Origin of the sequence: Marinicellulosiphila megalodicopiae (assembly GCF_045862395.1) — a bacterium.
GTDB classification, from domain to species: Bacteria; Pseudomonadota; Gammaproteobacteria; order Pseudomonadales; family Natronospirillaceae; genus Marinicellulosiphila; species Marinicellulosiphila megalodicopiae.
On record NZ_AP023087.1, the window covers coordinates 1,083,375 to 1,103,262 of the forward strand.

The 19,888-nt window shown below is 35.6% G+C and carries 13 protein-coding genes; 12 read left to right on the forward strand and 1 reads right to left on the reverse strand.

Annotation, left to right across the window (positions count from 1 at the left end; genetic code table 11):
• Positions 1–2: 2 nt before the first annotated feature.
• Positions 3–176 (reverse strand): DUF1289 domain-containing protein, encoded by a 174-nt coding sequence (locus tag TYM08_RS04635; RefSeq protein WP_422381800.1) that lies wholly within the window; start codon positions 174–176, stop codon positions 3–5.
• 369 nt (positions 177–545) lie between these two features.
• On the opposite strand from TYM08_RS04635, the gene TYM08_RS04640 reads away from it, so the two are divergent.
• From TYM08_RS04640 to TYM08_RS04695, 12 genes are all read left to right on the forward strand, one after another.
• A complete protein-coding gene (locus TYM08_RS04640; protein WP_422381801.1) occupies positions 546–5,258 on the forward strand; it encodes a pilus assembly protein in 4,713 nt (1,570 codons plus the stop codon).
• 371 nt (positions 5,259–5,629) lie between these two features.
• The gene (locus tag TYM08_RS04645) at positions 5,630–6,574 is read left to right on the forward strand and encodes a tRNA-dihydrouridine synthase (protein WP_422381802.1); all 945 of its coding nucleotides are present in this window, start codon (positions 5,630–5,632) and stop codon (positions 6,572–6,574) included.
• A 275-nt stretch (positions 6,575–6,849) separates the two neighbouring features.
• A complete protein-coding gene (locus tag TYM08_RS04650) occupies positions 6,850–7,131 on the forward strand; it encodes an STAS domain-containing protein (protein ID WP_422381803.1) in 282 nt (93 codons plus the stop codon).
• 19 nt (positions 7,132–7,150) lie between these two features.
• Positions 7,151–7,513 carry a response regulator gene (locus tag TYM08_RS04655; protein ID WP_422381804.1) on the forward strand — a complete coding sequence of 121 codons (363 nt, stop codon included), beginning with the start codon at positions 7,151–7,153 and terminating at the stop codon, positions 7,511–7,513.
• A gap of 10 nt (positions 7,514–7,523) precedes the next feature.
• Positions 7,524–9,635, forward strand: coding sequence for a chemotaxis protein CheA (locus tag TYM08_RS04660; RefSeq protein WP_422381805.1), 2,112 nt, complete (start codon positions 7,524–7,526; stop codon positions 9,633–9,635).
• A gap of 10 nt (positions 9,636–9,645) precedes the next feature.
• Positions 9,646–10,158, forward strand: coding sequence for a chemotaxis protein CheW (locus TYM08_RS04665; RefSeq protein WP_422381806.1), 513 nt, complete (start codon positions 9,646–9,648; stop codon positions 10,156–10,158).
• Between the two features lie 21 nt (positions 10,159–10,179).
• Entirely contained in the window at positions 10,180–13,719 is a 3,540-nt protein-coding gene (locus tag TYM08_RS04670) for a methyl-accepting chemotaxis protein (RefSeq protein WP_422381807.1), read from the forward strand.
• 29 nt (positions 13,720–13,748) lie between these two features.
• Positions 13,749–16,907, forward strand: coding sequence for a methyl-accepting chemotaxis protein (locus TYM08_RS04675; protein ID WP_422381808.1), 3,159 nt, complete (start codon positions 13,749–13,751; stop codon positions 16,905–16,907).
• Positions 16,908–16,940: 33 nt separating this feature from the next.
• On the forward strand, positions 16,941–17,759 hold the full coding sequence (locus TYM08_RS04680) for a CheR family methyltransferase (RefSeq protein ID WP_422381809.1): 819 nt from the start codon (positions 16,941–16,943) through the stop codon (positions 17,757–17,759).
• A gap of 12 nt (positions 17,760–17,771) precedes the next feature.
• Positions 17,772–18,422 carry a chemoreceptor glutamine deamidase CheD gene (cheD, locus tag TYM08_RS04685; protein WP_422381810.1) on the forward strand — a complete coding sequence of 217 codons (651 nt, stop codon included), beginning with the start codon at positions 17,772–17,774 and terminating at the stop codon, positions 18,420–18,422.
• 9 nt (positions 18,423–18,431) lie between these two features.
• Entirely contained in the window at positions 18,432–19,481 is a 1,050-nt protein-coding gene (locus TYM08_RS04690) for a protein-glutamate methylesterase/protein-glutamine glutaminase (RefSeq protein WP_422381811.1), read from the forward strand.
• 84 nt (positions 19,482–19,565) lie between these two features.
• Positions 19,566–19,871, forward strand: a complete 306-nt coding sequence (locus TYM08_RS04695) for an STAS domain-containing protein (protein WP_422381812.1) — start codon at positions 19,566–19,568, stop codon at positions 19,869–19,871.
• Positions 19,872–19,888: the final 17 nt, after the last annotated feature.

Below are 19,888 nucleotides of genomic sequence, written 5' to 3' on the forward strand. Positions count from 1 at the left end.
ATTTATTTTTTTTGTTTGATTCGCAAGGATGCATTTTCTAAAATTTTTAATTTATCAGTATTAGTTGCTTGTTGCCATGATGTGATTTCTTTTAACAATCGACCACAGCCCACGCACATATCTTTTTCATCAAGGCAGCAATTTCTGATACAGGGTGAATCAATTTTATTTGTCATAATTTTTGCAATGTGAATTTTAAAAAGTAGGTCAATAAGTTTATCACACTAAGTCTATTAATGACTTAATCGGAATTCATCATTGTAACTATTTGTAATTGAATAATTGAATTCCCCATCACTTTTGGATTGATAACCAGTTAATGTTTTAATTGGATCTGTGTGATAAATATTTTAATTTACATTTTATTACAATTAAATAATTTAAATTACAGTAATTTTAAAAATTCTTTTAATGCTATGTATTAAGGGGTTTATGGCGAATTAATCAGTAATTTTATTTAATAAATAGGATTTAAATTTTATGCCAAATTTTGTATTTGTATCTGCATCTATACTTATGCTAACAGTAAAATTAGTTGGTGATGTATGAAAAAGTGGCTTGTGCTAGTAGTGTTAACTTTTTGGGCTTCAAATGGTATGAGTAGAAATGCTTATTATACGACCAATGAAGATTTCAGCGCGATGCCCGTTTTACTTTCAAGTACTTCAACGCCCTTAGTAATGCTAGCAATGAGTGTGGATCATCAATTATTTATTAAAGCCTATAGTGATTATTCCGATAATGATGGCGATGGTGTATTAGATACAACATATGATGATTTATTTAATTATTATGGTTATTTTGATTCTGAGTATTGTTATAAACAACGCTCATATGTGTTTTACCCATCCTCAACAATTGATGATTATCCTAATTCTGTTGGTCACACTTGTTCCCAATCTAATGACTGGAGCGGTAACTTTTTAAATTGGGCCACCATGACCCGTTTAGATATTGTGCGCAAAGTATTATATGGCGGTAAACGTTCAACAGATACATCAACCACCATTTTGGAACGTGCACATTTACCAATGGATGGCCATGCATTTGCAAAAGTTTTTAGTTCATCAAGTATGACCGATTACACGCCCTATAATAAATCCACTATCACAATGTGTAATTTATCAAATGAAGTAGTTGGCGATATGCTGCCTGTCATGTTAGTCGCAGATGGATCTTACCCTCGATGGGCAACTTCAGAAAAATGGCAATGTAATTGGAACGGCACTTCCAGAGCACCATTAACTGAAAAAATTGCAGATGATATCGTGATTCGAGTATCCGCTTGTGAAAATGATTATGAAGGCTTAACAGCAGATAAATGTAAAGAATATCCAAACGGTGAAATAAAACCCGTTGGACTTTTACAGTTATATGGTGAAACTGGAGATATAGAATTTGGTTTAATAACAGGTAGTCATGCAAAACCTGATCAAGGTGGGATGGTTCGTTCAAATATTTCAAAAATAGCGGGTAATGATGACCCAAATGAAAACGAAGTGAATACTGCTAACGGAAGATTTACAACCAAAAGTGGCATCATTTCTAATATTGATGCGCTAAGAATGGTAGGCGTAGAGCGTGAAGATTCAAACTTTCATTTAAATTGTTCTGCCTACGGTATTAGCATCGATACCTATTTAACCAGTACTTCAAGTTCAAGATTGTGCAGCGATTGGGGAAATCCAATCAGTGAAATTTACCTTGAAGCACTACGTTATTTCAGTGGATTAACACCGACGACTGTTTTTTTGGGAGAGGATGATGACATCATCGAAGGATTAACCCATGTCGATAACTGGAGCGATCCGCTTTCAGATCAAAATAACTGCGCACAATGTTCAATTATAGTGTTATCAACTGGCTTGAACTCCTTTGATGCCGATGATTTAGATGGAGCAAGTGATTTAAACGGCATCACTTCAAGATCGCATTTAAGTGAATATACCGATAATGTTGGTGATTTAGAAATGGGGGATTTTACGGATTATAATTATTTAAATGGAGGAGATAATAAAGCCGCCTGTGAATCTACAGATCAAAGCAGTACAACCGTTGAACTGTCTGATATGGAAGGTGTTTGCCCAGAAGTACCGGTACTTCAAGGCAGTTACGAATTAGCAGGGTTAGCCCATTATGCAAAAACCAAAGATCTACGTAGCTTGCTTGATAATAGTCAATCTATTAATACCTATGCTGTGCAACTTGCTCAAAGTTTACCTTCTTTTGAAGTAGTTGTGGATGATGCAGTGATAACGATTTTACCTGCCTGTAAAACCAATAACTCCCCTTGCAGTTTTTTAAATGTGGATGTAATCGAACAAACCGAATCCAGAGGCAATTTGGTTTTTTATTGGGAGGATTCCCTTTGGGGAGGGGATTATGATTTGGATACCGCCCAGAGAATTGAATATTGTGTAGGCAGTGCCTGTGGTGATTCGACTGAAAATGATGAAATAAGAATCACAAATACGATGTTAAGCAAATCCACTCCTGAAATTGCCGTAAACTATTCTTTAACGGGTACAAGACGTAATGATGGTATTTCAAATTCATTATGGGTTGAAAGTTCAGATGGAAATTTCAGTGCGTTTGCAGGTGAAGTGTCCAACATTGAAGACCAGCCAGAATCAAAAACAGCGCGATTTGAAGTAGGTAATTCAGATGCAAAGTTATTACCTAATCCGTTATGGTTTGCTTCAAAATACGGTGGCTTTAATGATTTAGATGGTGACGGTACCCCAAAAAATATCAATGGAGACGATTCAGAGTGGGACTCAATTGATAATTTAACTGGTTTAACTGGAAGTGATGGTATACCGGATAATTATTTTCATGTGATAAATCCATCAGAGCTTGAGCGTCAATTAGCCAATGTATTTGATACCATTATTAATCGAACATCTTCAGGAACAAACGCAGCGGTGGTTGCCAGTAAAACCGATGGTGTCGGCGCAGTTTACCAAGCTTTGTTTCAGCCCACTTTAACAGTGAATGAGCACACAATTAATTGGGGGGGAATGTTGCATGCATTGTTTATTGATCAATACGGAAATGTTCGTGAAGATACGGATTTAGATAATCAACTGACTTTGGATGATAAAGTCATCACCATGTATTTTGATGCGATTCAAGATCAAACAATGGTGCTGCGTTATGATATTGATAATTATGGAGTTATTACTCGAGATGCGTCGCTTCCTCAGCCAATAGATAGTTTAAAGCATATCTGGGATGCCCGTGATCAATTAGCTAGAGTGCCCAGTCCATCGACTCAAAGAGAGTATTCTTTTGAAAATTTGAACCGACATATTTTGACAAGCATAGGAGGGCAAGTAAAAGCGTTCACCTCTGATGTTATGCAGTCCTATCAAAGATACTTTGCAATCAGCAATCCTAATTTTGGCTGGCAGCCATCAGACTCAGATATTACAGATTTTGTAAATTATATACGTGGAGAAGAAAATTATTTTTTCAGATCCCGTGTGATTGATTGGGATGGTTTGGGTGAAAAAGTTTGGCGCTTAGGGGATATTATTCACTCCACGCCTTTAGTGGTCGGTGCCCCAAATGGGAATTACGATTCACAATATAATGACGTCAGTTACGAGGCTTATGTTGAAAAGTATAAAAACAGACGCCAAATGGTTTATGTTGGGGCAAATGACGGGATGATTCATGCATTTAATGGAGGGTTTTGGAATCAACCTGAGCATAAATTTGAGACCAGTGCTGCTCAAATTGACTCAAGTTTAAATTATTCAGAATTTGAATTAGGCAGCGAGCTTTGGGCTTATATTCCAGAAAATACATTGCCGCATTTGCGCTGGTTAGCATACAGAAATTATCAACATGTTTATTACATAGATGGTGAACCCCAATCTTTTGATGTGAAAATTTTTGATAATGACGAAACCCACCCAAATGGTTGGGGCACTATATTAGTCGTTGGTATGCGTCTTGGTGGATCTGAAGTGACTGTTGAAGTAGAAAGCGGCGTAGAGCAGGATTTTCAGTCTTCTTATATTGTGTTGGATATTACTAACCCTGAAATACCGCCCACATTAATTGCTGAAATTAATGATTTTGATGCACAAAAGTTAGGGCTTACTGTTAGTAAACCTGCCTTGGTAAAAGCAAATAAAACAGTCAATGGTGTTGATGTTAATCGTTGGATGCTTGCATTTGCTTCTGGGCCTACTGGTGATGAAAGTCACAGGTTATCCACAAGTGATCAAAATACACATGTGTATTTTTATGACTTAAGCGCGTCAACTGATCACTTAAGCAAAGTGGAAACTTCATATACATTTGGATATGGCGGGGATGTGACCAGTGTAGATTTAGATAACGATTATGTGGATGATGTACTGTATTTTGGAAATGTTAATGCTGAATACACCACATCAATTTATGGTGAGTTAGTTCGCGTTCAGCTTAATTTAATGTCCGATATTAGCCCAACCAATTATGGCAAACCTACCAATATTTCAATCAATACAATGTTGGATACTGAGCGTCCAGTGGTTGCAGCGCCTCATTTTGTCATTGATGAAAAAGGAGAAAACTGGATATTATTTGGCACAGGCAGATTACATACAATAAATGATAATTTAAATACCCAGCAACAATATTTTATTGGAATTAAAGAAGAGAAAAATAATAGTTTTAATTATGATTATTCAGAATTTTATTTATCTGATTTGATCAATACAAGTGATGTCACACTTTATAGTGACGATACAATTTTAAGCAATAACAGCACAATAGAAGTGCAAGATGAAGACTCAAATACCATTGAATTGGACACCTTTTATGACTTAAAAGGGTATATACAATCCCAACACGGTTGGTACATAGAATTGGATAATAATTCAACTGATCCGACTGGCCGTAATATTTCCAAAGCGACAAACTTTTCAGAGCTTGTATTTTTCACTCAATACCAACCTCCTGCTAATACCTGCAAAATAGATGGTACCAGTATTTTATATGGATTGGATTTCACAACAGGCACCGCCTCTTTACAAAACCCATTTTATTCAGAAGTACCTGATGAAGATTCCAACGATAGCCCAAGTGAAATCGGTGCACAAATGTCTTTAGGTATTGGGCTGGCCTCAGCACCAGTTATTCATTTAGGTGAGGCAGGACAAGTGAGCGTATTAACTCAATCTGCTACTGGTGCCATTGAAACAACTAGCATTAATTACGAGTTTGATAAAGGCACAAGGCTAAGTTGGAAATACATCTACTAAAAATGAACCAGTTTACAACCAAATTTGCGCAGCATTTCGTTGGAAAATGATTATTTACAGAGTTAAGCTCACATTTTTTACCTTGATCTGCGCAAAATTAATCGTAAGTTGAGCCATTTTTATCACCAACTTTGATCGGTTGTAGATATTGAAAACATTAGCCCGTGTATAACTCATTGCAATGTTATTAAACGAATTATTGCTGCATTGATTAATAAGTAGGCTTTATTTTAAAAACGCATTTTGCACTCAAATATTTACAAATCTAAAATCACGCCTACAAAACCAATTCCAATTTTACGCATTAAAAATACTCAGCAGTCACTTCATAAAAAAGGTAAAATGCGCGTTTTATTATTTTTGATTGATTTATGAAATTAATTTTAGCGCCAATGGAGGGGGTGTTAGACCCGCCATTACGAGATTTATTGGGTAAAATTGGTGGTTGGGATATGGCCATTACTGAATTTATTCGAGTATCAACAACTGTTTTCCCTGATCATGTGTTTTATCGATTTTGTCCAGAATTACATAATAATTCCAAAACATTATCAGGTATGCCTGTGCGTATTCAGTTATTAGGCAATGACCCAGAGTTGGTGGCTTTAAATGCCCAGCGAGCAGTTGAACTTGGATCTTTTGGTATCGATTTAAATTTTGGCTGTCCTGCCAAAACCGTTAACCGCTCAATGGGCGGAGCAATCTTGTTAAAAGATACTCAAATATTATACGACATTGTAAAGGCAGTAAGAGATGCTGTTCCTGATCATTTGCCTGTTACCGCTAAAATGCGTTTAGGTTATGAAGACGACTGCAAAGCCATGGATAATGCAGTGGCTATGTATGAAGCAGGTGCAAGCGAGCTTGCCATTCATGCTCGCACAAAAACAGACGGTTATAGACCCCCCGCCTATTGGAAAAAAATTAAACCCATCGCAGATGCCTTACCCATTAATGTGATTGCCAATGGTGAAATTTGGACCAAAGAGCAAGCACAACAATGTCAAATTGAGTCAGGTTGTGAGGACATTATGATGGGCCGCGGTGCTTTGGCGGTACCTAATTTGGCAAAAGTCATACTTGGTGAGGATAAAATGCCTTGGAATGAAGTATTAAAATGGCTTGTTGAATATTCGCAATACGAAGTCAGTTTAGAGCTGGTTTCTTATTATCCAAATCGTTTAAAACAATGGCTCACTTTTTTAAAATTAGCTTACCCTGAGGCTCAAATTTTATTTGATCAAATAAAACGCGAAAAATCACGTGAAAGCATCACCAATTTTGTTCGTGAAAACTTAGAAAAAATTGACAATTAAATAAAGGAACCTCTGATTTAGCAAGATTTTTTATCTTTCTAGATCAGAGATTCCTAAAGTAAATAGTCAAAAAAATAACGAATACAAGGATGTGTTCGCAAATAATAAAATAAAAACCTATCTGCTTAAAAAGCATACTCTTCAAAATTATCATCCGTTAAATTATCAAAATATAAATAGTGCATAAAAATAAATTCAAATTGATTTTGCAGCTTTATTTTTTAGGTCTATGCTTACAAATGTAACCCAAAGAATATTAAATTTTGAGTGAAGTTATGTCAAAAGATGATCAAAAAAATGTAAATTTAACGTTGCCCAAAAATTTCAATATAACAATGATTGAAGGTGTGTATCAACAAATTGAGTCTGAATTGGCTCAAGCAAGTGTGATTAATTTGGATGGGGCGGCAATTGAAAAAGTAGACAGTACTGCTATTCAGTTATTAGTCAGTTTGAAAAAATACACAGCCGAGCATAATCAATCACTTAATTATTTAAAATTCCCAGAAGTTGTAAGCAAAACTGCTAAGCAACTGGGTTTGCAACAAATGATTTAACAAGAATGTGGAGAAAGCAATGAGTACAATTTTAGCTGTGGATGATTCAGCATCAATGCGTCAAATGGTGAGTTTTACATTAAAGGGGGCAGGCTTTGATGTCACTGAAGCAAATGATGGGCAACAAGCCTTTGAGATTGCCAAAACTAAATCATTTGATTTGGTGCTTTCTGATGTCAACATGCCTGTGATGGATGGCATTACGTTAGTAAAAAACTTGCGTACATTAGGGGATTATAAATTCACCCCCATTCTAATGTTAACTACCGAGTCCGCAGGTGACAAAAAAGGCGAAGGTAAAGCTGCTGGAGCAACCGGTTGGATCGTTAAACCATTTAACCCCGATCAGCTATTAAAAACCATTAAACGAGTATTGGATTAAGGTTTAAAAAATGAGTATTGATTTAAGTCAATTCCATCAAGTCTTTTTTGAAGAAAGTTTCGAAGGGCTGGATGTCATGGAAAACGGGTTGCTGGAATTGGATCTGGAAGACATAGATTCAGAATTAATCAATTCAGTATTTAGAGCCGCACATTCAATTAAAGGTGGCAGTGGCACGTTTGGGTTCAGTTCAGTTGCAGACTTTACCCATGTGTTAGAAACATTACTTGATGAAATTCGATCTGAAAAAAGAAAAATGCAAAAAAGTTATGTGGATTTGTTTTTGTTATCAGTGGATTGTTTAAGGCAATTATTGCAACAATTACAAGCAGAAGAGACGCCAGATTTAGATCAAGCAAAAGAGTTAAAATTAAAATTTGAAGCCATCTTAGAAAATACAGAAACCTCTGCGACATCTAATGTAGAAGAATCCACTAAAGACATTAAACACAACGATTTAACACAACAGGAAGATTGTGAGGATCAAGCAATACATAAAGCTGGGTATTGGGAAATTATTTTTAATCCTCACGCTGAAATCGTACAAACAGGTAATGAGCCTTCTCGATTATTGAAGCAACTTTCTGCAATGGGTGAAATGACAATTCAAACAAAATTGGATTGTGTACCTGATTTTTTTGCATTAGATCCTGAATTATTTTTTGTTCAATGGGTCATTTCTTTAAAAACTAAAGAAGACCAAGATGCTATTAGTGAAATATTTGAATGGGTTGCCGATGATTCAGATATACAAATTACATGGATCGATGAAACACAAAATCCTGATGAACATGCCCAACAGACTCCTCAAGTTAGTGGTTCAAATACTGAAATAGTAAATGAAATTGAATCAATTGATACATCAAAAAATATACCAGAATTAAAAACCAAAACTGCCAAACCTAAAGCAAATGTAGAATCACAATCTATTCGGGTCGCAACAGATAAGGTCGATAGTTTGATTAATATGGTGGGTGAATTAGTGATTACCCAGTCTATGTTAGGGCAATTGGGTAAAGAATTTACTATGGATCGATTGCATCGCTTACAAGAAGGACTGGTGCAACTTGAGCATAATACTCGAGAGTTACAAGAATCGGTCATGCGTATAAGAATGCTGCCAATTAGTTTTAGTTTTAACCGTTTTCCAAGATTGGTTCGAGATTTATCTCAACAGCTTAATAAAAAAATTGACTTAAAACTCATTGGAGAAAATACAGAACTAGACAAAACAGTGATGGAAAAAATTGGCGACCCTATGGTGCATATGGTTCGTAACTCTTTAGATCACGGCATAGAAACTCCACAAGCTCGAAAAGAAAAAGGCAAATCTGAAACAGGTACATTAACATTATCTGCCTATCATCAAGGTGGCAATATAATCATAGAAATTAACGATGATGGTTCCGGATTAAATACTCAACGTATTAAAACAAAAGCCATAGAAAAAGGATTAATAAAAGAATCAGACAATCTGGATGACGATCAAATTAATGATTTGATTTTTCAGCCAGGTTTTTCAACTGCTGATGTTATTTCTGATGTATCAGGGCGTGGTGTCGGTATGGATGTGGTAAGACGAAATATCCAAGAATTAAATGGCTCTGTAGAAGTAAGATCCATTCCCGAAGTGGGGTCTACATTTAAAATTAGATTACCATTAACGTTAGCTATTTTAGATGGACAGTTAGTTCGAGTAGGTAAAGAAATTTACATTTTACCTTTAGTGAGCATTGTTGAATCCATTTTGATAGAGGATGAGTTTGTTAATAATGTGGGTGGTGGTTTTGATGTATTACGTCTAAGAGATGAATATATTCCAATCATTAAGCTCTACGATGTATTTAATATTGAGCCAGAATCTAAAACATTAACAGACGGATTATTGGTGGTTGTAGAAGGCGAAAATCGTAAAGTCGGTTTTATTGTTGATGAATTAATGGAACAACAACAAGTAGTGATTAAATCATTAGAAGCCAATTTTCAAAAAGTTAATGGGGTGTCAGGTGCAACAATATTAGGTGATGGCACTGTAGCAATGATTTTAGATGTACCAGGGTTAATTCAATTAGCGGGCGTATCAAAAATCATCAATTTAAAACCCGATTCAAACGCAGCATAGGTCTTATAAAATGAGTGCATTAGAGCAAACAATTGAAGATGATTCAGGACAAATTCAAAATAATGAAGACAATGATCAATACTTAACTTTCTTAATGAATGGAGAAGAATATGGTGTGGATATTCTATCTGTTCAGGAAATTAGAAGTTGGGAAAAAGTCACAACTATTCCAAATGTTCCTCGTTATGTTAAAGGCGTGATTAATCTTCGTGGCACAATCGTACCTATTATTGATTTGCGAACGCGTTTTAATATGGAGCATGCAGAATATAGCAGAATCACTGTGGTAATCGTTTTAAAAGTGAAAACATCAAAAGGTGAAAGAGTGACAGGTATAGTAGTAGATGCCGTTTCAGATGTGTATTCCATGTCAAGTGATCAAATGCGAAGCCCTCCTGATGTGTCCAGTCATGTAAATACTGAATTTATCAAAGGCTTAATCAGTGTGAAAGATAAAATGATTATTTTATTAAATTTAGAAAAATTATTAGAAATTGAAGATCTTCCAAATTTAAACGCTTAAACCATTCTCTAGGAGAAAAAAATGCAAACGTCCACAGAAAATAAAACTTGGTTTGATCGAATCAATTTTTTGAAAAACTTTAAAGTGATTGTTAAATTATCAATCGCAAGCGGTGTATTATTCGCCTTGATTGTTTTTTCAGTATTTAATATGGTCAAGCTGCAAAACGATGATATAGAATTTAGTAATAAAGAATTTCAAGGAACTGTGTATATCGATCCAATGTATCAATTGATTCAATCGATTATGGTGCATCGTGGTCAAACGAATGCTTATCTAAGTGGTGACCAATCTGTAAAAGATAAATTAGTTAATGCTAAACAAAACGTAGAAAATAAATTTTCAAATATTGAAACGTTATTAAATCAATCCGATACTTTTGCAATTAAGAACCAGGTGTCAAATATGAAATCGGCTTGGAGTATCGTGTCAACCAAACAAAATTCAGAAAATCGATCCGCTATTTTTTCTGAGCATTCCAAATTGGTTTCCGATGTGATTGGCTTGATTATTTATATAGGTGATCAGTCAAACTTAACATTAGATCCAGAATTAGACTCTTTCTATTTAATGGATTTAGCTACATTTAAAGGGCATTTATTAGCCGATTATATAGGGCAAGTTAGAGGCTTAGGAGCAGGCTTGATTGCTCAAGATAGTCGTGATTTACAGTCGTTGTTAGCTCTAGCTACATTGATAGGAAAAATTAATATTGAAGCCTATAATGATTCATTTGAAGCGGCTTTTGCTGATAATGAAACATTACGTTTAAAGCTTGGTGCCGATCAAAAGCAAGCTTACGAAGACGTCTCTATTTTTAATGAATTAACTCGTTCGATTATTGATGGCAGTATTACTATGTCATCACAGGAATATTTTAATGCAGGTACAAAAGCAATTAACGATATTATTTCAAATAACCCAAAGATCATCCAAGAGTTACAAAATTTATTAACGATTCGTATAGAAAATTTGAAAAGTGAGCGAACATATTTAATCGAACTAATGTCTATAGGAGTATTGGTTTCGATGATTTTACTTTGGATAACCATTCAAAGTATTACTACTCCACTTGCCTCATTAATTAAGGTATTTAAATCTATTTCCTCTGGTAAATATGATAATCAGATTGATGTGAAGTCTAAAGATGAAATGGGTGTCTTACAATCTTCTTTATTGGAAATGCAATCCCAGTTAAAACAAAAAATTGAAGATGAAGCCAAAGTTGCAGCAAGTACTTTACGTATTAAACAAGCATTAGATGTCTGCACCACCAACGTCATGATTGCCGATCCTGATTTAAATATTATTTATATCAATGAATCGGCAAACTCGATGATGAAAGAGGCCGAACCTAAAATTCAAGAAGCTTTACCAAGATTTAAAGCCGATCAATTAGTTGGCGAAAATATCGATGTATTCCATAAAAAGCCTTCCCATCAACGTAATTTATTAAAAGATTTAAATTCAACTTATACCGCTTTAATTAAAGTAGGTGAACTTGATATGCAAGTAATTGCAACGCCTGTTTTTGATGATGAAAACGTGAAATTAGGATTTGCAGTTGAATGGCAAAATCAAACTGAGATGCTTGCAAAACAACAAGAAGAGCAACGTATTGCAGATGAAAACGTAAGAATCAAACAAGCATTAGATGTATGTACCACCAACGTTATGATTGCTGATCCTGATTTGAATATTATTTATATTAATGATTCAGCGCAAAAAATGATGGGCGATGCTGAGAAGCAAATTAAACTAGCGTTACCTAAATTTTCAGCAAATGATTTGTTAGGTGAAAACATTGATGTATTCCATAAAAATCCATCGCATCAACGTGAATTATTAAAATCATTAAATCAAACCTATTCCACTTTAATTAAAGTTGGAGCATTGGATATGCAAGTCATTGCAACACCAGTATTTGATGATAAAAATGTTAAGTTAGGTTTTGCAGTGGAATGGCAAAACCAAACAGAAATGCTAGCTAAACAAAAAGAACAAAAACGTATCGCTGATGATAATGCACGGATTAAACAAGCATTAGATAACGTGACCACAAATGCGATGATTGCAGATAATGACCGAAATATTGTGTACATGAATAAGTCAGTCACTAAAATGATGAAAGAGCGTGAAAGTACATTAAAAGAAGTGCTGCCAAATTTTGATGCTAATAATTTATTAAGTGTAAAAATCGATACGTTCCATAAAAATCCAGCGCATCAATCCGCTTTATTAGAAAAACTTAGCAGCACGTATAGTACTGAAATTAATGTAAATGGCTTAACGTTTGGTTTGACGGCTAATCCAGTGTTTGATGAAAATAACAATCGAATTGGTTCAGTAGTGGAATGGAAAGATCGCACAGAAGAAGTTGCAGTTGAGCAAGAAATCGATCAATTGGTAGAAAGCGCCTCAAATGGTGATTTAACTGCTCGAATTGACTTAAAAGGTAAAGATGGATTCTTTGAAAAATTAGGCGTGGGGTTAAATCGTTTATTAGGTATTTCTGAAGGAGTGATAAACGATACAGCAAGAGTATTAGATGCTTTGGCTCATGGTGATTTATCACAAACCATCGAACAAGATTATCAAGGCAGTTTTGGTAAATTAAAACGCGATGCGAATGCAACAGTTGATAAGTTAACTGAAATCATAACAGCTATTCGAGATGCGGCCAGCTCTGTCAGTACTGGGGCGGATGAAATTGCTCAAGGCAATACAGATTTATCTCAGCGTACAGAAGAGCAGGCTTCATCATTAGAGCAAACCGCATCCAGTATGGAGGAAATGACAAGTACAGTAAGGCAGTCTGCGGATAATGCAGGTAAAGCGAATACACTTTCGCGTGATGCCGAAGCTAAAGCCGTTGAAGGTGGAAATGTTGTAAAAGATGCAGTGTCGGCTATGTCTGAAATAAATGCTTCTAGCAAGAAAATATCCGACATTATTGGTGTGATTGATGAAATTGCCTTCCAAACTAATTTACTTGCATTAAATGCAGCAGTTGAAGCAGCAAGAGCAGGTGAACAAGGTCGTGGGTTTGCGGTAGTGGCAGGTGAGGTGCGTTCATTAGCTCAACGCTCAGCAGGGGCTGCAAAAGAAATCAAAGATCTGATCCGTGATTCCGGTGAAAAAGTAGATGCAGGAACTGACTTAGTGAATAAATCTGGTGAAACATTAAAAGAGATTGTGGAATCTGTACAAAAAGTATCCACCATGATTGCAGATATTACTGCAGCTTCTGAAGAGCAGGCAAGTGGTATTGACCAGGTTAATAAAGCAGTCTCGCAAATGGATGAAATGACTCAGCAAAATGCAGCGTTAGTTGAAGAGGCTACGTCAGCAGGTGAGGCAATGAGTGAGCAAGCTCGCAGCATGATGCAGATGATGAAATTTTTTAACACTCAATCAGATGGGCACGCTCATGCGGTAGGGCAAAGTCATCAGATAGTAGCGCCTAGCGTCGTTCACGTTAAATCTGAAAAAACACATCAGCCATCATCCAATTTAAGAAAGCCGATGGAAGACCCAAATGATCAATGGCAAGAATTTTAAACAATACATTATTTATCAGGGAACAAAATATGAAATTTTCATTAAAATCGATCAAATCAAAATTGATTATAATTATTGTTTTGATTAGCTCAACTTTATTAATTCAATCTATTTTTCAATTGAGTGCAAGTAAAGCGCAAGTGAAAAATATGCATGAATTAAAAGACACACAAATCAAAATTTTGATGCTTTCTTTTGACTTAAAATACTCAACTACGCAAGTACAGCAATGGTTGACCGATATTAGTGCCACAAGAGCATTGGATGGGTTAAATGATGGATTTATTTTGGCTGAAGAGTTTAAAGGGAAATTTATAAATGCAACGAATCAATTAAAAAGTATTGATCCAAATAACGCAGGGCTTTTTAATAGACTGAATAATAGTTTTGACGAGTATTATAATCGTGGCGTCACTATGGCTAAGCAATATGTTGAATTTGGTCCAATATCGGGAAATCAATATATGCAAAGCTTTGATGAGTCTGCCGCAAATATAAATGAACAAGTCGATGCATATTTAGAAACAAGTAAATCATTAGTGGAATCAACTATTTCTAATGAAGTTCAAATGGTGACGGCTAATCAAATGCAGTCGGTTATGTTTGCAGTTTGGTTTTTTGTTTTAACATTGATGATGATTTTAGTTTCTACAATTTGGATTCAAAAACCACTGCGTATATTACATGATCAATTTAAAAAATTAGTAGATTCTCAAGAGACTGCAAATAGCATTGATTTAAGTGGAATGGATAAAAATACAAAAACAGAAATTGGTAAAATAGGAGCGCTTTTTTCTCAATTTGTTAACAGCTTACAAAAATCACGTGCAGCTTTGCTTGAAGAATCCAGGGATCGTTTACGCGTTAAGCAAGCCTTAGATGTGTGTACAACGAATATAATGATTGCAGACCCTGATCTTAATATTATTTATATTAATGATTCTGCACAAAAAATGATGCGTGATGCTCAGCCAGATATTCAAGGTGCATTGCCAAAATTTAATGCGGATAAATTACTTGGTGAAAATATTGATGTTTTCCATCAAAACCCATCGCATCAAAGAGCTCTATTGAAGAATCTAAACTCGACCTATACAGCGTTAATTAAAGTAGGGCCATTGGATATGCAAGTCATTGCTACGCCTGTGTTTGATGAAAATGGTATTAAATTAGGGTTTGCCGTTGAATGGGAAAATCAAACCCAAATGCTAGAGAAACAAAGAAAAGATAAGAAAGTTGCAAATGAAAATGTCCGTATTAAGCAAGCATTAGATGTATGTACCACTAATGTAATGATTGCTGATCCAGATTTGAACATTATTTATATTAATGATTCAGCGCAATCTATGATGAGTGACGCTGAAAAAGAAATACAACAAGCGTTACCAAAATTTAAAGCAAGTGCATTACTTGGTGAAAATATCGATGTGTTCCATAAAAGTCCTGCTCATCAACGAGATTTATTAGGTTCATTAAATTCAACTTATACAGCATTAATTAAAGTTGGACATCTAGATATGCAAGTGATTGCGACCCCTATTTTTGATGATACAAATGATAAATTAGGCTTTGCAGTTGAGTGGCAAAACCAAACAGAAATGTTAGCCAAACAAAAAGAAGAGCAACGCATTGCAGATGAAAATGCTCGTATAAAACAAGCATTAGATAATGTATCTACCAATGCGATGATTGCAGATAATGACCGAAATATTGTGTACATGAATAAATCTGTCACAAAAATGATGAAAGAGCGTGAAAGTACTTTAAAAGAAGTGTTGCCAAATTTTGATGCAGATAATCTATTAAGTGTAAAAATCGATACGTTCCATAAAAATCCAGCGCACCAATCGGGTTTGTTAGAGAAATTAAGCAGCACGTATACATCAGAAATTGAAGTGAATGGATTATCATTTAAGTTAACCGCTAATCCTGTTTTTGATGAAAACAATAAGCGTATTGGATCAGTCGTAGAATGGTTAGATCGAACAGAAGAAGTGGCGGTAGAGCGCGAAATTGATCAACTGGTGGACAGTGCAGCAAATGGTGATTTAACCGCTCGTATAAACTTAAATGGTAAATCGGGATTCTTTGAAAACTTAGGGGTTGGGCTAAATCGTTTATTAGGTATTTCTGAAGGTGTCGTTAATGATACCGCTCGAGTGTTGGATGCATTAGCACACGGCGATCTATCACAAAAAATTGATCAAGATTATCAAGGCAGCTTTGGTAAATTAAAACGCGATGCCAATGCAACGGTTGATAAATTAACTGAAATTATTACTTCCATTCGTGATGCAGCAAGTTCAGTCAGTACCGGTGCAGATGAAATTGCACAGGGCAATACGGACTTATCTCAACGAACAGAAGAACAGGCATCTTCTTTAGAAGAAACCGCATCCAGTATGGAGGAAATGACAAGTACAGTTAGACAGTCAGCAGATAATGCAGGCAAAGCGAATACATTGTCACGTGATGCTGCAGCTAAAGCCGTTGAAGGTGGAAATGTAGTAAAAGAAGCAGTGACCGCTATGTCTGAAATTAATGCTTCCAGTAAGAAAATATCTGACATTATTGGTGTAATTGATGAAATTGCCTTCCAAACTAATTTACTTGCATTAAATGCAGCAGTTGAAGCGGCGCGAGCGGGTGAGCAAGGTCGTGGATTTGCGGTAGTGGCGGGTGAAGTTCGATCATTAGCACAGCGCTCGGCAGGCGCTGCTAAAGAAATTAAAGATCTAATTCGTGACTCGGGTGAAAAAGTAGATGCAGGCACTGACTTAGTGAATAAGTCTGGTGAAACATTAAAAGAGATCGTGGAGTCAGTACAAAAAGTATCTACCATGATTGCAGATATTACTGCAGCCTCAGAAGAACAAGCCAGTGGTATTGATCAAGTCAATAAAGCCGTCTCGCAAATGGATGAAATGACGCAACAAAATGCAGCCTTAGTAGAAGAGGCGACATCAGCAGGCGAGGCCATGAGTGAACAAGCACGCAGCATGATGCAGTTGATGAAGTTTTTTAACACTCAATCAGATGGGCACACCCATTCTCGTGCAGTTGGTCAATCTCACTTTGAAACTGAATCCTTCCCTGTTCACAATAGAACACAGCAATTACATCAACCATCAGCCTCAAATTTAAGAAAACCGATGGAAGATCCAAATGATCAATGGCAAGAATTTTAATGATTAAATTGCAATAATAAAGAAGGTTTTTACATGGCAGATTTTTTATCTAGAGAGTTTCCAATGACGGAAACTAACTTTCAAAGTATAGCTAAGATCGCTTATGAAGTGACGGGTATTGTACTGGGAGAACATAAAAAAGACCTAGTATACAGTCGTATATCAAGAAGAATTCGTTCTTTGAAATTACATAATTTTGATGAATATATCAATGTGATTGAAGATAATAACAGCAGTGAATTTACTTCTTTTGTTAATTCAATTACAACAAACCTGACTTCTTTTTTTAGAGAACCGCATCATTTTGACTTTTTAAAAGAAACCGCATTACCGGCATTAAAGAAAAAAGGTAAAACGCCTTTAATTTGGTCAGCAGGTTGCTCTACCGGGGAAGAGCCGTATTCCATTGCTATGACCTTAGATAATTTTTATGGGGGAAATACTTTTGGGGGCGCAAAAATTCTTGCAACCGATTTAGATAGCAATGTTATAGATACTGGCCGTTGTGGAATTTACGATGCAAGTAGAATTGAAGCTTTGGATACTAAAATAAAGCAAAAATATTTTAAACACCTCAATGATGAAGTCGCAGTAAGTGATAAATTAAAACCAGTCATTCAGTTTAATCGTTTGAATTTATTAGGCCCATGGCCAATGAAAAAGAAATTCGATATTATTTTTTGTCGTAACGTTATTATTTATTTTAATAAAGAAACGCAGCTTGAATTATTTAAACGTTATCAAGATGCCTTAAATCCCAATGGGTATTTAATTATTGGTCATTCCGAAAATCTCCATGGAGTGACGGATAACTTTATTTCCTTAGGTAAAACTATTTATCAAAAGAAATAGGTGGGGGATTTTATGAGTTTAACCAATGCACCTGAGCAAAGAATGCCTAAGTGTCTAAGAGGGTTTGAACATATTAAGCGTTCATGGGATAAAACACATGAATGTTGGACTGCCAGATTATTACCAGGAGAGTTTTATGTGACAACTTCTGGAGAGTCAATTAATACTGTTTTAGGCAGTTGTATATCCGTTTGTATTTGTGATCCTACTATAAAAGTAGGTGGCATGAATCATTTTATGTTACCCGCTCAAGGCGAACATTCCTCTCAAACGTGGGGTGATCCTACTTCAAGCAGTACACGTTATGGCAATTTCGCTATGGAATATTTGATTAATACAATCATTAAACACGGTGGAAGAAAACAAAATTTTCAAGCGAAAATTTTTGGTGGTGGTCAGGTTTTGGCAAATATGACAGATGTTGGTCAACGAAATATTTTGTTTGCTTTTGATTATTTGCGAAAAGAAGGGATCGACGTACAAGCATCAGATGTTGGGGATATTTATCCTAGAAAAGTAGTTTATTTTCCTCAAAGTGGACGGGTTAAAATGAAACACTTAGCAACTGAAAAGAATCGAGCATTAGAGAAAACAGAGCGTGCTTATATGCTGGATGTCAATAAAGTGAAGCCTGCAGAAGATGATAATGTTGAATTGTTTTAGAGGTCATAAATGAAAAAAATTAAAGTACTAATAATTGATGACTCTGCCTTAATTAGATCAATACTAAAAGAAATATTGTCAGCTGATCCAAATATTGAAGTGGTTGGCACTGCAAATGATCCGATGATTGCTCGGGATAAAATCAAACAATTAAATCCAGATGTGTTAACCCTTGATGTCGAAATGCCAAAAATGGATGGTATTACATTCTTAAAAAACTTAATGCGACTAAGGCCTATGCCGGTTGTTATGATTTCAACTATGACTCAAAAAGGCTCACAAGTCACTTTTGATGCGCTTGCAATTGGGGCGGTCGATTTTGTGGCCAAACCAAGGCTGGATCAAGAAAATTCATTAGCTGAAATTAGAGATGAAATTATCGAAAAAGTCATCACTGCTTCTAAAGCAAATGTTTTAACGTTGCAAAGTGAAATTCACCAACCAACACAAAAAATTAAAACCGTCGCATCAATTAAAAATGTCAACGATAAAATAATTTGTATCGGTGCTTCAACCGGCGGCACAGAAGCAATTAAAGATGTGCTTATTCAGCTGCCACCGAATATGCCACCTATTATTATTACACAACATATTCCTGCAGCATTTAGTACAAGTTTTGCAGAGCGTTTAGATCGTAATTGTCAATTAAATGTTTTAGAGGCGGTTGATGGAATGAAATTATCTCCAGGTTTTGCCTATTTAGCCCCTGGAGATTTTCATATGACAATCCATGGTAGCCCAAGTAATTGTACGATTAAGTTAAATGAATCTGAAAAAGTAAATCGCCATCGACCTTCTGTAGAAGTGATGTTTGATTCTGTTTACGAAGTATATCGAAATAAAGCCGTTGTGATTATGCTTACAGGAATGGGAGCAGATGGTGCTGAAGCTCAAAAACGACTGCATGATAAAGGTGTGTATAGTATTGTACAAGATGAGGCGTCCAGTGTGGTTTGGGGAATGCCCGGTTCTGTATATCAATTAGGAGCGTACGATAAAGTATTGCCTTTAAATCAAATTGCTTCATTTTTATTAATGAAATTAAGTTCAAAAAATTAGACAGCTTTTAAAAAATGGTTCTACACTTAATATTAGAAAGTTTATATATTAGAAAGTTTATTTTTAGCAAATTAGAGGTGAAATATGTCCGTATCTGCAAAAACCACACAAAACGGAAAAGAATTAACAATTAACATTGCTGGGCGATTTGACTTCAGTTCTCATCAGGAATTTAGGCAGATTTACGAAAATGCGCCAACAGATGTTAACGAATTTATTATTGATATGAATGACGCTACTTATCTGGATTCATCTGCATTGGGTATGTTGTTGTTGCTGCGAGATCATGCTGGTGGTGATAACGCAGACATTAAAATTGTGCATTGTAATGAAGATGTTAAAAAGATCTTAACTATCTCAAATTTCGGTCAGCTTTTTAATATTCATTAATTGAAAAGTAGGCAAAA

Excerpts from the sequence above, each read along its gene's own strand:
- TYM08_RS04695 (WP_422381812.1), top strand. The coding sequence starts at position 19,566 with ATGTCCGTATCTGCAAAAACCACACAAAACGGAAAAGAATTAACAATT.
- TYM08_RS04645 (WP_422381802.1), top strand. The coding sequence starts at position 5,630 with ATGAAATTAATTTTAGCGCCAATGGAGGGGGTGTTAGACCCGCCATTA.
- TYM08_RS04640 (WP_422381801.1), top strand. The coding sequence starts at position 546 with ATGAAAAAGTGGCTTGTGCTAGTAGTGTTAACTTTTTGGGCTTCAAAT.
- TYM08_RS04660 (WP_422381805.1), top strand. The coding sequence starts at position 7,524 with ATGAGTATTGATTTAAGTCAATTCCATCAAGTCTTTTTTGAAGAAAGT.
- cheD (WP_422381810.1), top strand. The coding sequence starts at position 17,772 with ATGAGTTTAACCAATGCACCTGAGCAAAGAATGCCTAAGTGTCTAAGA.
- TYM08_RS04665 (WP_422381806.1), top strand. The coding sequence starts at position 9,646 with ATGAGTGCATTAGAGCAAACAATTGAAGATGATTCAGGACAAATTCAA.
- TYM08_RS04680 (WP_422381809.1), top strand. The coding sequence starts at position 16,941 with ATGGCAGATTTTTTATCTAGAGAGTTTCCAATGACGGAAACTAACTTT.
- TYM08_RS04690 (WP_422381811.1), top strand. The coding sequence starts at position 18,432 with ATGAAAAAAATTAAAGTACTAATAATTGATGACTCTGCCTTAATTAGA.
- TYM08_RS04655 (WP_422381804.1), top strand. The coding sequence starts at position 7,151 with ATGAGTACAATTTTAGCTGTGGATGATTCAGCATCAATGCGTCAAATG.
- TYM08_RS04650 (WP_422381803.1), top strand. The coding sequence starts at position 6,850 with ATGTCAAAAGATGATCAAAAAAATGTAAATTTAACGTTGCCCAAAAAT.
- TYM08_RS04675 (WP_422381808.1), top strand. The coding sequence starts at position 13,749 with ATGAAATTTTCATTAAAATCGATCAAATCAAAATTGATTATAATTATT.
- TYM08_RS04670 (WP_422381807.1), top strand. The coding sequence starts at position 10,180 with ATGCAAACGTCCACAGAAAATAAAACTTGGTTTGATCGAATCAATTTT.
- TYM08_RS04635 (WP_422381800.1), bottom strand. The coding sequence starts at position 176 with ATGACAAATAAAATTGATTCACCCTGTATCAGAAATTGCTGCCTTGAT.